The sequence below is a fragment of the Pseudomonas sp. EA_15y_Pfl1_P101 genome, from assembly GCF_963970835.1.
GTDB classification, from domain to species: domain Bacteria; phylum Pseudomonadota; class Gammaproteobacteria; order Pseudomonadales; family Pseudomonadaceae; genus Aquipseudomonas; species Aquipseudomonas tritici.
On sequence record NZ_CAXAPA010000025.1, the window covers coordinates 32,532 to 46,859 of the forward strand.

11 protein-coding genes are annotated in these 14,328 nt (G+C 62.8%); 6 read left to right on the plus strand and 5 right to left on the minus strand.

Annotated features, from left to right (window positions below):
* The first annotated feature begins 160 nt into the window (after positions 1-160).
* Complete coding sequence (locus tag AACY36_RS26965) at positions 161-2,026, plus strand: sigma-54-dependent Fis family transcriptional regulator (RefSeq protein ID WP_339428477.1); 1,866 nt, start codon at positions 161-163, stop codon at positions 2,024-2,026.
* A gap of 107 nt (positions 2,027-2,133) precedes the next feature.
* On the opposite strand, the gene AACY36_RS26970 is transcribed toward AACY36_RS26965, so the two are convergent.
* On the minus strand, positions 2,134-2,913 hold the full coding sequence (locus AACY36_RS26970; RefSeq protein WP_339497738.1) for an acetoin reductase: 780 nt from the start codon (positions 2,911-2,913) through the stop codon (positions 2,134-2,136).
* Between the two features lie 195 nt (positions 2,914-3,108).
* Here AACY36_RS26970 and AACY36_RS26975 point away from each other — a divergent pair, with 195 nt between their 5' ends.
* Entirely contained in the window at positions 3,109-5,253 is a 2,145-nt protein-coding gene (locus AACY36_RS26975; RefSeq protein WP_339420424.1) for a TonB-dependent siderophore receptor, read from the plus strand.
* Between the two features lie 4 nt (positions 5,254-5,257).
* Here AACY36_RS26975 and AACY36_RS26980 read toward each other — a convergent pair whose 3' ends face one another.
* Both AACY36_RS26980 and AACY36_RS26985 read right to left on the minus strand, forming a co-directional pair.
* Entirely contained in the window at positions 5,258-5,695 is a 438-nt protein-coding gene (locus tag AACY36_RS26980; protein WP_339420423.1) for a carboxymuconolactone decarboxylase family protein, read from the minus strand.
* 416 nt (positions 5,696-6,111) lie between these two features.
* Positions 6,112-7,020, minus strand: coding sequence for a LysR family transcriptional regulator (locus AACY36_RS26985; RefSeq protein WP_339420422.1), 909 nt, complete (start codon positions 7,018-7,020; stop codon positions 6,112-6,114).
* Positions 7,021-7,224: 204 nt separating this feature from the next.
* Here AACY36_RS26985 and AACY36_RS26990 point away from each other — a divergent pair, with 204 nt between their 5' ends.
* Both AACY36_RS26990 and AACY36_RS26995 read left to right on the plus strand, forming a co-directional pair.
* Positions 7,225-7,623, plus strand: a complete 399-nt coding sequence (locus AACY36_RS26990; RefSeq protein WP_339420421.1) for an AraC family transcriptional regulator — start codon at positions 7,225-7,227, stop codon at positions 7,621-7,623.
* A 57-nt stretch (positions 7,624-7,680) separates the two neighbouring features.
* On the plus strand, positions 7,681-10,443 hold the full coding sequence (locus tag AACY36_RS26995; protein WP_339428479.1) for an ATP-binding protein: 2,763 nt from the start codon (positions 7,681-7,683) through the stop codon (positions 10,441-10,443).
* Here AACY36_RS26995 and AACY36_RS27000 read toward each other — a convergent pair.
* Positions 10,390-11,913, minus strand: coding sequence for a winged helix-turn-helix domain-containing protein (locus AACY36_RS27000; protein ID WP_339428480.1), 1,524 nt, complete (start codon positions 11,911-11,913; stop codon positions 10,390-10,392). The two genes, AACY36_RS26995 and AACY36_RS27000, sit on opposite strands and share 54 nt — an antisense overlap.
* Positions 11,914-12,008: 95 nt before the next feature.
* A complete protein-coding gene (locus AACY36_RS27005; RefSeq protein ID WP_339420418.1) occupies positions 12,009-12,959 on the minus strand; it encodes a GlxA family transcriptional regulator in 951 nt (316 codons plus the stop codon).
* A gap of 179 nt (positions 12,960-13,138) precedes the next feature.
* On the opposite strand from AACY36_RS27005, the gene AACY36_RS27010 reads away from it, so the two are divergent.
* On the plus strand, positions 13,139-13,861 hold the full coding sequence (locus AACY36_RS27010; RefSeq protein WP_339420417.1) for a pirin family protein: 723 nt from the start codon (positions 13,139-13,141) through the stop codon (positions 13,859-13,861).
* Between the two features lie 146 nt (positions 13,862-14,007).
* Positions 14,008-14,328: hypothetical protein (locus AACY36_RS27015; RefSeq protein WP_339497740.1), on the plus strand; the 321-nt coding region annotated here is incomplete at its 3' end.

Below are 14,328 nucleotides of genomic sequence, written 5' to 3' on the forward strand. Positions count from 1 at the left end.
GCGCAGAATGAGACGGCGCATTGCACAGTGAACGGCGTGTCTCAGGCCGTTTGAGACGCTGCGTCTCATCCCTGGCAGTTGGTCAGTCCCTGCTTGTCCCACCCGACGCATGCGCGCTTAATGGCGGGCATAACAACAAAGACCGAGAACCGGAGGCCTTATGCTCGCCGCGAACTCCAGGGAGCACGTCGACTGCGTCAGTCGCGTGGTCCGCAATGCCGATCGCCTGCCCCAGGCGCCGGTGCCGTCGCTGATTTTCGATTCGTGGCGGCGGTCCATGGAGCAACACCACCTGGACCCCGGTTCCCTGCAGGGCCCGCGCATCCTCAGCGAACCCTTGCTCAAGGAATGCCGCGAGCGCGCCGAACTGTTCATGCGCATCGCCAGCGAAGAAGTCGGGCAACTGCACCACCGCGTGCGCCAGGCCGACTACTGCGTGATGCTCACCGACGCCCAGGGCCAGACCATCGACCACCGCGTGGACACCTCGATACGCACCGACTGCCGTAAGGCCGGCCTGTACCTGGGCACGTGCTGGTCGGAAGCTGAAGAAGGCACGTGCGGCGTGGCCACGGTGCTCACCAGCAAGTCCGCGGTGACGGTGCACAAGCGCGACCACTTCCGTGCGGCATTTATCGGCCTCACCTGCTCCGCCGCACCGATCTTCGACCCTCAGGGCAACCTGCTCGGGGTGATGGACGCCTCCGCGCTCAAATCCCCGGATGACCGCCGCAGCCAGCACCTGGTGCGGCAGATGGTGGCGCAGAGTGCCGAGGCCATCGAAAACGCGTTTTTCATGCACAGCGCCCGCGAGCATTGGGTGCTGCAAGCCCACAGCACGCCCGGCTATGTGGACAGCCAACCCGACCTGCTGCTGGCCTGGGACCGAGACGGTCGCTTGCATGCCCTCAACAGCAAAGCGCGCCAGGCCCTGCGCCTGCGCTTTGGCCAGGTGCCGGAGCACATCGGTGAAGTGTTCGACCTGGATGCACTGCGCGCAGTGACCGACCAATCGGCCCAGCAACTGCACTGGATTGGCGAGCCTGGCGCCCTGCATGTACGCGTCAATGCACCGCGACGCAAACCGGCGCGTGCGGCGCTGATCCCGCTGGTCGACGCGCGCGTGGAAGAGCACTTGCGCCTAGCCGTGCGGGTCAAAGACCGCAACCTGCCCGTGCTGGTGCAGGGTGAAACCGGTGCCGGCAAGGAAGTCTTCGCCCGCCAACTGCATGCGCGCAGTGCCCGTTGCGATGGGCCGTTTGTGGCGGTGAACTGTGCGGCGATTCCAGAGAACCTGATTGAAAGCGAGTTGTTCGGCTACGTCGCCGGCGCGTTCACCGGCGCCTCCAGCAAAGGCATGCCGGGTCTGTTGGTACAGGCCGATGGCGGCACGCTGTTCCTGGATGAAATCGGCGACATGCCCCTGTCCTTGCAGACGCGCCTGCTGCGCGTGATGGCTGAGGGGGAAGTGGCCCCGCTGGGCGCGGCGAAAACCCGCGCGGTAGATATCCAAGTGATCTGCGCCAGCCACCGCGATCTATCGGTGTTGGTCACTGAGGGCAGTTTTCGTGAAGACCTGTACTTTCGCCTCGGCTGCGCGCGTTTCTGCCTGCCGCCCCTGCGCGAACGTACCGACAAACTGGCCTTGATCAATCGTTTGCTGGAGCAGGAAGCGCGCAACAGTGGCGTCGCGGTGGGCATCGGTCAGGCAGCGCTGGAATTGCTGCTGGGTTACGCCTGGCCGGGCAACGTGCGGCAATTGCGGCATGTGCTGGCGTATGCCTGTGCGGTGTGTGAAGGCGGGACGTTGCAGGTGGCGGATCTGCCGGTGGAGGTTCGAGGGGATCAGGTTGAGGCGCGGGTGGAAGATAAAGTGAGCCCGGAGCGGCAGGTGGTGCTAGATGCGTTGATTCGGCATCGTTGGAAGCCGTTGCCCGCGGCGCAGGCGCTGGGCATTTCAAGGGCTACCTTGTATCGCCGGGTCAATCAACTGGGTATCAATATGCCCGGAAAAGCACTGACGTAACGCGAACAAAATGTGGGAGCGGGCTTGCTCGCGAATGCGGTACATCAGTCACAGAAGAGTCGACTGAACCACCGCTTTCGCGAGCAAGCCCGCTCCCACATTGGATCTCAGCGGTAGACCAGGCCGCCGTCAATCAGCGGAGCTTGCCCGGTCATATAGTCCGAGTCCGGCCCTGCCAGATAAGACACCAACCCCGCCACATCCTCCGGCGTTTCTGCGCGGCCCATAGCAATCCCATCCACATACTTTTTGTACGTCGCCCCCACTTCAGCCCCGGTAATCTCGGCCATGCGCTTGTCGATCTCGACCCACATATCGGTGCCCACCACACCCGGGCAGTAGGCATTCACCGTGATCCCGGCGCTGGCCAGTTCCTTGGCCGCCGCCTGGGTCAAGGCGCGCACGGCAAATTTGCTCGCCGAGTACACGCCGAGCAGCGCAAAGCCTTCATGGCCTGCGATGGAGCAGGCATTAATGATCTTGCCCTTCTGCCCCAGCGCCTTGAATTTCTTGCCGGCAGCCTGGATACCCCAGAGCACACCCTGCACGTTGATGCCCAGGGTGCGTTCGACCTGTTCCTGGCTGACATCCAACAGTGAGTCGATCTGCGCGACCCCGGCGTTGTTGACGATGATGTCGAAGCCGCCCAGGGTCTGGTGCGCGTGTTCCACCGCCGCCGCGACTTGCTCACGCTTGGACACGTCGGCGACAAACACCGAGGCCTTGCGTCCCAACGCCACGATGTCGGCAGCCAGCGCTTCGAGCTTGGCGCCATTGATGTCCACCAGGGCGATGTCGGCACCGTCCTGTGCCAGGCGCAGGGCGATGGCCCGGCCAATGCCCTGCCCGGCGCCGGTTACCAACGCAACTTTTCCAGCGATACTCATGGCTATCTCCTGCAAATGATGAGGGAAGCCTTGTCTATCGCAGGTGCACCTTGGCCTGTCGAGGCGCAGACGGTTCGGCGGGGAGGTTGAGACGGGTTGTCTCAAGCCGCGAACCATTCTCGAAAACTTGTAAAAGTGCGCGGTTATGCCTAGTTTATGCGCCCCCCCCGCCCCGCGCTTTAAGGCCTTGCCCCCATGGTTTTGCGTTTTCGTCCCGTCGTCACCTCACGTTTCGCCCTCGGTTTGCTACTCAGCGGCGGCATCGGTAACAACCTGGCGGCTGAAATTGAACTGCCGGCGGTGAAGGTTCAGGGCCAGGATGAATCCGGCTACCGCAGTGAAACCGCCTCGGTGAGTGGCGTCGATAACGCGCCGCTGCTGGACACCCCGGCGTCGATCAGCGTGATCAACGCCGCCCTGATCAAGGACCAGCAAGCGCGCCTGCTCAGTGAAGTGCTGCGCAACGACGCCTCGGTGGGCGACAGCTATGCGCCCATTGGTTATTACGAAAACTTCGTGGTGCGCGGCTTCTCGCTGAACGCAGCCAGCAGCTACAAGATCAACGGTCGTACCATCACCGGCGAGCAGAACGTCGCCCTGGAAAACAAGCAGCAGGTGGAAGTGCTCAAAGGCCTGGCGGGTCTGCAAAGCGGGATATCCGAGCCGAGCGGCGTGATCAACTACGTGACCAAGCGCCCGGAAGATGTGCGCTCGGTGACCGTCTCCACCGACGATCGCGGCAGCGGCTACATCGCCACCGACGTCGGCGGTTGGTTTGGCAGCGAGCAGCAGTTCGGCCTGCGCGCCAACGTGGCCCATGAAGACCTCAATGCCTATGTCGAACACGCCAATGGCCAGCGCGATTTCGTTTCCTTGGCCTTCGACTGGAACATCAGTCCCGATGCGGTGCTGCAACTGGATGCCGAATACCAGGACAAGCAACAGCGCTCGGTGCCGGGTTACCAGTTGTTGGGCGGCACTGAGGTTCCACACGACGCCTCGCCGAAAAAACTGCTGGGGCACCAAAGCGGGTCCAGGCAGGTGGGCATTGAATCACTGAACCTCAACGGCAAGTTTGAATACCGTTTCAGCGACCAGTGGAAAGGCAGTGTCAGTGCCGCCCGCAGCAAAGTGGTGATCGATGACTACAGTTCGTTTGCCTGGGGTGGCGCCACCCGCGGCGTGGGCAACACCTTTACGCCCGAAGGCAACTACGACATCTACGACTACCGCAGCCCGGACGACACCCGTCGCGACGATGAAGTACAGGCGGCAATGACCGGGCTGTTCGACACCGCCGGCCTGGGCCATGAACTGACCGTTGGCACCAGCGCGTTTCGCCGCGTGATCGACAAGCGCACGCCAGTCAACGCGTGGATCGGCAGCAGCAATATTAACGCCGACGCGCCGACCTTTACACCGACTGACGTCCCATTGAACGACAGCCATCGCAACCTCGACAGCCGCCAATACGGCCTGTTTGTCAGCGACCGCATTCGCTTCAACGAGCACTGGCAAACCCTTCTCGGCGGCCGTGAAGTGCGCCTGGATGAGCGCGCCTTTGACGATAACGGCAATGAAGCCCGCCACACTCAACGGTATGTGTTCCTGCCACAGGCATCGGTGATCTTCAAGCCGGTGGACAACCTCTCGCTTTATACCCGCTACAGCAAGGGCCTGTCCCTGGGCGGCACCGCCCCCTGGTACGCCAGCAACGCCAATGAAACCCTGGCCCCGACCACCTCACGGCAAATCGAAGCCGGGGTGAAGTACGACTGGCGCCGCATCAGCTTCGCCGCCGCCGTGTTCCAGACCCGCCAGGCCTACCAGTACGCCCAGCCGGACGGGGCAGGCAACTTCACCTATGTGCAGCAAGGCGAGCAGAAGAACACCGGGCTGGAGTTGTCGGCCAAAGGCTGGGCCACCGACCGCCTACAGATTGCAACCAGCGTGGCGGCGATTCGTGCGCGGGTCACCGGCAGTGGCACGCCGGAGTACGAAGGTCACCAGGCGATCAACGTGCCCAAGCTGCGTGCCAGCGTGTATGCCGACTATGCCCTGCCGTGGGTGAACGGCCTCGCGGTGCTGGGTGGCGTGCAATACAGCGCCAAGAAGTCCGCCAACCGCACCGGCAAGGTGGAAGTGGGCGATTACGCGGTGGTGAATGTGGGTAGCCGCTACACCACCAAGGTGGACGGCTATGAGACGGTGTTCCGCCTGAGCGTCGACAACCTGTTCGACAAGCGCTACTGGCGAGACGCGGGCGAGTACATGGGCGATGACTACCTGTTCCAAGGCGCGCCATTGACGGCGCGCCTGAGTGCCTCTGTCAATTTCTGACGGGTTACTTCGGCATCTTGCGCAAACCTACTGCCAGGCGGCTCCAGCTGTTGATGGTGGCGATGGCCACGCTCAGGTCGACTTGCTCCTGGGCGCTGAATTGGGCGGCCAACGCGTTGAAGTCTTCATCCGGGGCGTGGGTCTGGCTCAGCAGGGTCAAGCTCTCGGTCCAGGCCAGCGCGGCGCGCTCACGCGGGGTGAAGAACGGTGTTTCACGCCAGGCCGACACGGTGTACAGGAGGCGCTCGGTCTCGCCCCCTTTGCGCGCATCAGCGGTGTGCATGTCGAGGCAGAAGGCACAGCCGTTGATCTGCGAAACACGCAGGCGGATCAGCTCCAGCAATGGCAGCTCGATGGACCGAGTGCCGACGGCGCCTTCCAGGGCGAGCATGGCTTTCATCGCGTCTGGCGAGGCGGTGTAGAAATCGGTACGGGTTTGCATGGTATTGCTCCGCAACGGTGGGGTTGGTGGCTAGGTTAGTCACCGGGGGGTTGGGGAGGAATATCCAATTTTGGGGAAGAATGGGTGACCAATTTTCTTTGGGTGGGGGGTGAGTACATATCCGTTATTTGGGTGATGGCTGATATGGGTTCCGCTCTTACAGCGGCTCACTCTTGAAAAGCGCAAAAGTAAGCAAAACGCTCTTGCCCCACCACTCGGTGTCTCGCCTAGGATCGACATGCCCTCACTCCGGCCCACGCTCCAAAGCCGGAGTGAGGGCACACCGAGCCTAAGCGAGGTGCCGAGTGTTGGGGCGAGGACCTTTTGGTTACTTTTGGGTCCTTCCAAAAGTGACCCGCCGTAAGGGCGGAACCATAGGAGGCCGTTACGCAAATAACGGATATGTACCCAGAAGGTCAAACCACCCGAGCCATATGCTCCCCAATCCTCCCCCTCAACCACCGCTCCGCCGGGTCATTGTCATGCACCCCGCTCCACACCATCGACAACTCCGCCGCCTCGATCGCAAACGGCGGATCCTCCGCCCGTAACGCCGTGCCCTCGGTCAACGCACACGCCGCATAATCCGGCACCGTCGCGATAATCTGCGTGCCCGCCAGCAACGCGCGCAACCCGCTGAACTGTGGAACCGCCAGCACCACCCGCCGCGCCCTGCCAATGCGCGCCAGGTCCAGGTCGATATTGCCGCTCAAGTCCCCGGAAAAAGACACCATCGCATGGGGCCGGTCACAGTAGTCATCCAGGGTCAGCGGCTCGGCGCCGTCGTCCCCACGCAGGACCTTGCACGGGATGTCTCGCAGTTTCTTGCGCTTGGCATTCGCCGGCAGTTCGGTGGTGTAGCTCACGCCAACGGATATCTCACCACTGGCCAGCAACGATGACATCAGCAAGTAATTAGCCCGGCGCACCACCACGATGATGCCTGGGGCCTCTTCGCGCAGTTGGCTGAGCAGTGGCGGGAACAGGCCGAACTCGGCGTCGTCGGAAAGGCCGATGCGGAACACCGCACAGCTGGTGGAAGGATCAAAATCCTTGGCACGGCTGACCGCGCCGGAAATGGTGTCCATGGCCGGTTGCAACTCCTTGAGTATCGCCAGCGCACGTGGCGTGGGCTCCATGCCCCGTCCGTTGCGCAGCAGCAACGGGTCGTCGAACAAATCGCGCAGGCGCCCCAGCGCCGCGCTGACCGCGGGTTGGCCCATGAAGAGTTTTTCGGCGACCCGGGTCAGGTTCTTCTCGAACATCAGCGCTTCGAAAATCACCAGCAGGTTCATGTCGACGCGGCGCAGGTCGTTGCGGTTCATGGTGGTATCCAAACGATTGGAAAGCCTACAGATAAACACACAAAGCGCTATTGGGATTGCATGGCTGTGCTGTCTTTTCCAGGCCGATACCTGACGAAATTAACAACGATTAACTCGTCAGCCGGGCGGCCCGGCAACAAGATTAACGGCGTCTACACTGCATCCATTCAACGGGAACGCTCCCATCTACTGCGGATATTTGTCATGGCCCGGCTCGAGCAATATGCCCCTCGTTTATCCGCCACCGGTGGCTTATGCCCCCGGCGCGAGCGTATCGCCAAGCAGTTGATCCTGGCCAATCTCGGCGAAAGCCTGGCCATTGCCGACCTGGCCCAGGCCTGTGCGTTGTCGCGCAGCCATTTCTCCCGCGCCTTCAAGTGCACCACCGGGCTGTCGCCGCAGGAGTGGATCCGCCAACAGCGCATCCAGAGAGCCAAGGAATTGATCACCAGTTCCTCCTTGAGCCTCACGCAAATCAGCCTGGAGTGCGGGTTTTGCGACCAGGCGCACTTCTGCCATATGTTCACCCGCAGCGAGGGCGTCAACCCGATGACCTGGCGAAATCACCACTCGCGCCCCAAGCCTCAAGTGATCGCGGCCTAGTGGTCTGTACGGACCTGGAATATGCTGGCCGCTCCCCCCTCCCGAGCATGGCCACCGATGAGTGACCTCAGCGATCAAGCCGTGCATTTCGGCCCCTACCGCATCCACCCGCGCCAACGCCTGGTGCTGGAGGCGGGTCGCCCGTTGCGCCTGGGACGGCGGGCAGTGGATATCCTGCTGATCCTGCTGGAGCAGGCCGGCAATGTGGTGAGCAAGCAGGAACTGATCGCCCGGGTCTGGCCGAAAAGCGTGGTGGAGGACGGCAACCTGCGCGTGCACATGGCGGCGTTGCGCAAGGCCTTGGGCGACGGCCAGGCCGGGCAGCGCTATATCGTCACTGTGGCCCAGCGCGGCTACAGTTTTGTTGCGCCACTGAGCATCGAACCGATGACGATACCCACCGACGGCGCTCCCCAAAGCCCGTGCCACAACCTGCCCTTGCGCCGCACCCGGATGATCGGCCGCCATGCCCTGATCGACAGCCTGGTGCAACAACTGCCCGAACAACGCTTCATCACCCTGACCGGCACCGGCGGTATCGGCAAGACCACTGTCGCCTTGCGCGTGGCGGAATTGCTGATCGGACATTACCGCGATGGTATTCGCTTGCTCGACCTGGCGCCGCTGAGCGCGCCGTCGATGATCCTGCCCAATCTCGCCGTCCTGCTCGACCTGACCCACGTCGAGCACGAACCATTGGCCACGTTCGCCCGCAGTTTGCAGGAGCGCCAGTTGCTGCTGGTGATCGACAACTGCGAACACCTGCTCGATGACATCGCCCTGATCAGCGAAACCTTGCTGCGCCACGCGCCCAGGCTGAACATCCTGGCCACCAGCCGCGAGGCATTGCGCGCCGAGGGCGAGTACGTGCAGCGTCTGGAACCCCTGGCCTGCCCGCCTGCCACCGGTAACCGCGCCCAGGCGCTGGGCTACCCGGCCCTGCAATTGTTGATCGAGCGGGCCATGTCCCATCAGGACAGTTTTGAACTGAGTGAAACCGAACTGCCGCTGGCGATTGATATCTGTCAGCGTCTGGACGGCATCCCCCTGGCGATCGAACTGGTGGCGGCGCAAATCGAACGCTTCGGCCTGCCCGGGCTACTGGTGCAGATGGAAGACAACTTCCGCCTGCTCACCCGTGGCCGACGCAGTGCGCTGCCGCGGCATCAGACCCTGCGCGCCACGCTGGACTGGAGCTTTGACCTGCTGACCGCCTGCGAGCAAGTCTGCCTGCGGCGCCTGGCGGTGTTCCGGGGTGGGTTCAGCCTGGCGAGCGCCGCGGCGGTGATTGCCGGGGAACAGGTGGCGCCGGCTGAGGTGCTGGGCTCGATCACGCAATTGGTGGCCAAATCCTTGCTCAATGTGGAGGCCGGTGATGACGAGATGGGCTATCGCCTGCTGGACATCACGCGCACCTACGCCCTGGAAAAACTCAGCGTTGCCCATGAGCTCGACGCCACGCGCGAGCGCCATGCAGCGCGCTGCCTGGCACTGATGGAACAGGCGCGCGGCGATTGGGAGCTGATCGCGACCCAGCCCTGGATCGACCGCTATGCGCCGCTGCGCGAAGACGTCCGCGCCGCGCTCGACTGGGGGCTCGCACCGGGCGGTGAACACCTGCTGGCTATCCGCTTGACGGTCAGCGCAATGCCGCTCTGGCAAGAGTTATCGTTGCTCCGGGAACACGGTTTGTATGTGGGCAAGGCGCTGGCATTGATTGAGCAGGTCCGTACACCCTGCACTCAGTTGAAGATGCAACTGCAATTGGCGCTGGGCAGCCTGTCTTACCACGCCATGGGGGCTGCTCCCCAGACTATCGCGGCCTTTGTCGGGGCTCAACGCCTGGCTGAGGAGCGCCAGGATGTCGCTGGCCAAATGCGCGCCATCTCCGGGCAAATGGCGGTGAACTTGTGCGCAGGCCGCTATCGCCAGGCGCTGGCGCAGAGCATGCAATTTGATCGCCTCGACCCACGCACCGACCCGCTGCTGGGCTTGAGCGCCCAACGCCTGCGGGTATTGGCGCAGCACTACAACGGCAATCAGGCACTCGCCCGGCATAACGCCGAACAATTGATCCAGCGCATGGCGCACAGCGGCCACCTCAACCGGTTCGCCCACGGGATTGGCGTGCAATACGACCAAAACGTTGCCTCCCTGACTGTATTAGCGCGAATCCTCTGGCTGCAAGGTTTCCCCGAGCAAGCCTGGCGTACCGCCAGCCAAGCGTTGGAACTGGCGCTGCAAATCAATCATGGCACCTCCATCTGCTACACCCTGGCCCTGGCAGGCGTGATGATCGCCCGCTACAACGGTGAAGAGGACAACGCCCAGACGCTGCAGGCACTGTTGCAGGAACACGCGCACAAGCATTCGGTGCTACTGTTCCAGACTTGGGCGGGGCACTACGCCGGCATCCTCGGGCATAAAGACTGGCAAGGCTTGGGGCTGATCGAGGACATCCTGATCACGCTGGGTGCACACTCGGTCGATGAGCCTGCCTTCGAACGTGCACGCACAGGCAGCGCGGGCTGGTGCGCGCCGGAAATTCTGCGAGTACGCGCCGACAGCATGGCGGATACCCACGCGGCCGAAGCACTGCTGCACGATGCTCTGGCGATGGCGCACCAGCAAGGCGCGCTCGCCTGGGAGCTGCGTTGCGCGACATCATTGGCGCAGCTGTGGCTGCCCCAAGGTCGCGAGCAAGCTGCGCGCGACCTGTTGAGTTCAACCTACGCGCGATTCACCGAAGGCTTCGCCACCCAGGACCTAGTTCGCGTACGCAGCCTGCTCGACAAGCTTGAGGACAAACGGCCGGCCTGAAAACGGTCCCAGGTAATGTCCATAACCCTGCTGCAAACGCGTCACCTGCTCCGGATCGCGCAGTTGTGCCAAGGCATAGCTGCCCACGCAATTGAGCAGACGGTAACGCGGCTTGCCGGGGCCGGGTTCGAGGGTCAGCAACGACATGCCGACAAGACGCCCCAGCAGGTAGGACAGATCGGCGTGTTCCAGCTCGGTGCCGGCGACCAGTTCACTCAAGGTGGGCAAGGTCACCGCCATCTTGAACAACCCCAATTGCAGGAACAGCCAGCGCTCCGGCAGGCTGAGGCGCTCGCAGGTCCAGTCGAGGGCGGCGGTCAGGGATTGGTGACGTTCCACTGCCGTACGGCGGCCGCGGGTCAGCACTTGCAAGCCCCTGCACAGTTGCTGCTGCAGACCGCGCACACCCAGGGCGTCCACTTGAGCGGCTGCCAGTTCCAGGGCCAGGGGAATGCCATCCAGGCGTCGGCAGATATCCCGCAGCGGCACCAGGTCCTGGGGCCGCAACACAAAGCCCTGTTGACTGGCACGCCCGCGGGCGACGAACAACTGCACGGCCGGGTAGGCCATCGCCTGTTCAACACTGCTCAGTGCCGACGGTGCAGGCACCGCCAACCGGGGCACGCGTTGCACCCATTCGCCGTGAACTTGCAGGGCCTCACGGCTACTCACCAGCACACTGACTTGAGGCGCTGTTTCGCGTAGCACCCGCACCAGGTGACGGCACGCGCCGAGCAAAAGGTCGGCGCCGTCGAGCACCAGCAACAACTGGCGGGAGGTCAATTGACGGCTCAACTCGGTAGCGCTGGCGCCCGTTTCAAGGTTCAGCGCGGTGGCCAGGTGGCGCAGCATACTCATCGGCGCTTCCACAGTGGCCAGATCGACCCACCACACACCGTCCCGATAGCGCGGCAATACACGTTCGGCCAGCGCCAGGGCCACGGTGCTCTTGCCTACGCCGGCGCACCCGGTGAGGGTCATCAGGCGCTGCCCCGACAGGCGCCGCACCAGCACACCCAACAGTTCATCGCAGCCAATCACAGGGCTGAGCCGTGCCGCCAGATTGTGCCGGGGCAGCACGGCGTGTACCGCGCCCTGTACAGGTGCTGCGAAACAGTAGCCGCGCTGCGGGTCGTTGAGAATGAAGCGTTGCCCATCGAGGGCGCGACGCAGTGCGGCGATGTGCACGCGCAAGTTGTTTTCTTCCACCACGCTCTTCGGCCAGACCCGCTCGATCAGGGTGGCCTTGCTGATGTACTGCCCAGGCGCCTCGAGCAGCGCCGTGAGGATATCCAGCGCGCGTCCGCCCAGAGGCACCGGCCAGCCAGCCTTGCTGACCAACCGCTGTTGCCGGTGAAAGACATAGGCGCCGAAGCGGACCGTGCCATCAGCGTCAATCGCCAGAGGATTATTCATGTGGGTAATCGCGCTGAAACACCCGGCCTTGGGCGTTTGCGCATCCTTTTCCATGGGCTTGACGCTATCTTGCCAGTTGGCGATGACAGGACAATGCTGGAACGGGGAGCGACACGGACAATCGAGTGCGCGAGACGGACATTCTGCCGTTAACTGAACTGCTGTCGGTATTGGGTCGGGTTGAGGCCCAGTTTCTCACTGAACAAAAAGCGCATATGCCGCACGCTGCCAAAGCCTGCGTGGAAAGCCACGGTCTTGAGCGGCAGATCGGTGGATTCCAGCAACTGCCGGGCGCGGTCGATGCGTGCACCTTGCAGGAACGCCATGGGCGTCATCTGCACATCCTTGGCAAACACCCGCGCAAAATGGCGTGCGCTCATGCCGGCCAGCTCGGCCATGGACTCGATGGTGAAGGGTTGCTCCAAATGCTCCAGGACATGGTTCTGCACGCGGGTAATCGCAGTTTCCTGGGGCGCAACCGCTGCTGTCATCGGGCTGAACTGTGCTTGGCCGCCCTGGCGCTTCATCACCACCAGCAGCACCTTGGCCACGTCCACCGCGACTTGCTTGCCATGGTCCTGGGCGACCACCGACAGCGCCAAGTCGATACCGGCCGTGACGCCACCCGAGGTCATCAAGCGCCCGTCCTGCAAGTAGATTCGATCCGTCTCGACAATCGCCTTGGGGAACGCCCTGATCAGCCGTTCGGTGTAGTGCCAATGGGTCGTCACACGGTGCTCGTCAAGCAGGCCTGCATGCCCCAGCACGAACGCCCCGGTGCATATCGAGCCGAAGCGCCGCGCCCTCGGGGCAGCTGCCTTGAGCCACCGCAACAGCACGGGGTGGCATTCGTTATAGGCACCGGGCCCGCCGGGCACCAGCAGCAGATCGTAGGCATCCTGGGCCTGATCCAGCAGCAGATCGGTCTGCACCATCACGCCGTTGGAAGCACGCAGCGGGCCGGGCTCGGTGCCGATGGTGAGGATCTGGTAGTGCGCCGCTACCGGCAGGTAGCGGTTGGCAATGGAGAACACTTCGAGCGGTCCGGCCATGTCGAGCAGGAGAAAGTCCGGAAACAGCGCCATGACCACGGTTTTCATTTGGGAAAAGATCCATCAAAAAGGAAACGGCGGACATTATGCCATGCCTGCAACTGTCAACTTATAAGAGACAGTTATTCAGAATTCACCTTCTTAATCAATCAGACATTAACCATTAACCTCTTTCTCAACGACGGAGCCCTGCATGTCGCAGCCCGCTCCCACTTGAGGACAAGACCATGCTGACCCTTCGCAAAGCTTCCGAACGCGGCGCCGCCAATCACGGTTGGTTGAAGTCGTTCCACACCTTCTCGTTCGCCAGCTACTGGAACCCGAATGAACAAGGGTTTTCCGACCTGATGGTGATCAACGATGACCGCGTCGCCGCTGGCAAAGGCTTCGGCCAGCACCCACACCGCGACATGGAGATTTTCTCCTACGTGCTCGAGGGCGCCCTGGAGCACAAGGACACTCTGGGCACCGGCTCGGTGATCCGCCCTGGCGATGTGCAACTGATGAGCGCCGGCAGCGGCGTGGCCCACAGCGAGTTCAACCACAGCCAAAGCCGTGGCGTGCACTTCCTGCAAATCTGGATCGTGCCCGCAGTGGCCGGTGCCGAGCCGCGCTACCAGCAGGAGCACTTTAGCGAGGCGCAGAAACGTGGGCGTCTGCAACTGATCATCTCGCCAGAGGGCAACGACGGCTCCCTCAGCGTGCGCCAGGACGCACGGGTGTATGCCGGGCTGTTCAACGGTGACGAAGCCGCAACTCTGGACCTGCCGCCGGATCGCCACGTGTACATCCATGTGGCCCGGGGCAGCGTTGAAGTGAACGGCCAGCGCTTGCAGGAAGGCGATGGCGCTCGGGTACGGGATGAGCGGCAGCTGCGCCTGAGCCAGGGTGAAGACGCCGAGGTGCTGGTGTTCGACCTGCGCCCCCAGGAATTGCCGCAGATGCCATGACCGGCCCCGCGATGGCCCGGCAACACGAGCCATCGCTGGCGTCGATAGTCACCATCAGCCCAATGAAGTTCTCTTAAAAAATGCAACGCGTACCATCAAACCCATACCAGGCAACACCCAAACTAAAACACTCGGAGCACACCATCATGAAACGCCAAATCTTGCTTAGCCTCGCTTTCTCGGTACTTGCTGCAAACGCATTTGCTCACCCCGTGGTGGCTGAAGGCGGTTCGGATCGCCTGATCGAAAGTCGTGTTGCAGAGGGTGGTTCGGACCGCCTGCTGGAACGCCGTGTCGCCGAAGGCGGTGCTGATCGCTTGCAAGAACGCGGTCTGGCTGAAGGCGGTGCTGATCGTCTGCAAGAGCGCGGTCTGGCTGAAGGCGGTGCTGATCGTCTGCAAGAACGCGGTCTGGCTGAAGGCGGTGCTGATCGTCTGCAAGAGCGCGGTCTGGCTGAAGGCGGTGCT

Bases quoted from the DNA above. Each gene is read 5' to 3' on its own strand.
- AACY36_RS26965 (WP_339428477.1), top strand. From the start codon at position 161: ATGCTCGCCGCGAACTCCAGGGAGCACGTCGACTGCGTCAGTCGCGTG.
- AACY36_RS26970 (WP_339497738.1), bottom strand. From the start codon at position 2,913: ATGAGTATCGCTGGAAAAGTTGCGTTGGTAACCGGCGCCGGGCAGGGC.
- AACY36_RS26975 (WP_339420424.1), top strand. From the start codon at position 3,109: ATGGTTTTGCGTTTTCGTCCCGTCGTCACCTCACGTTTCGCCCTCGGT.
- AACY36_RS26980 (WP_339420423.1), bottom strand. From the start codon at position 5,695: ATGCAAACCCGTACCGATTTCTACACCGCCTCGCCAGACGCGATGAAA.
- AACY36_RS26985 (WP_339420422.1), bottom strand. From the start codon at position 7,020: ATGAACCGCAACGACCTGCGCCGCGTCGACATGAACCTGCTGGTGATT.
- AACY36_RS26990 (WP_339420421.1), top strand. From the start codon at position 7,225: ATGGCCCGGCTCGAGCAATATGCCCCTCGTTTATCCGCCACCGGTGGC.
- AACY36_RS26995 (WP_339428479.1), top strand. From the start codon at position 7,681: ATGAGTGACCTCAGCGATCAAGCCGTGCATTTCGGCCCCTACCGCATC.
- AACY36_RS27000 (WP_339428480.1), bottom strand. From the start codon at position 11,913: ATGGAAAAGGATGCGCAAACGCCCAAGGCCGGGTGTTTCAGCGCGATT.
- AACY36_RS27005 (WP_339420418.1), bottom strand. From the start codon at position 12,959: ATGAAAACCGTGGTCATGGCGCTGTTTCCGGACTTTCTCCTGCTCGAC.
- AACY36_RS27010 (WP_339420417.1), top strand. From the start codon at position 13,139: ATGCTGACCCTTCGCAAAGCTTCCGAACGCGGCGCCGCCAATCACGGT.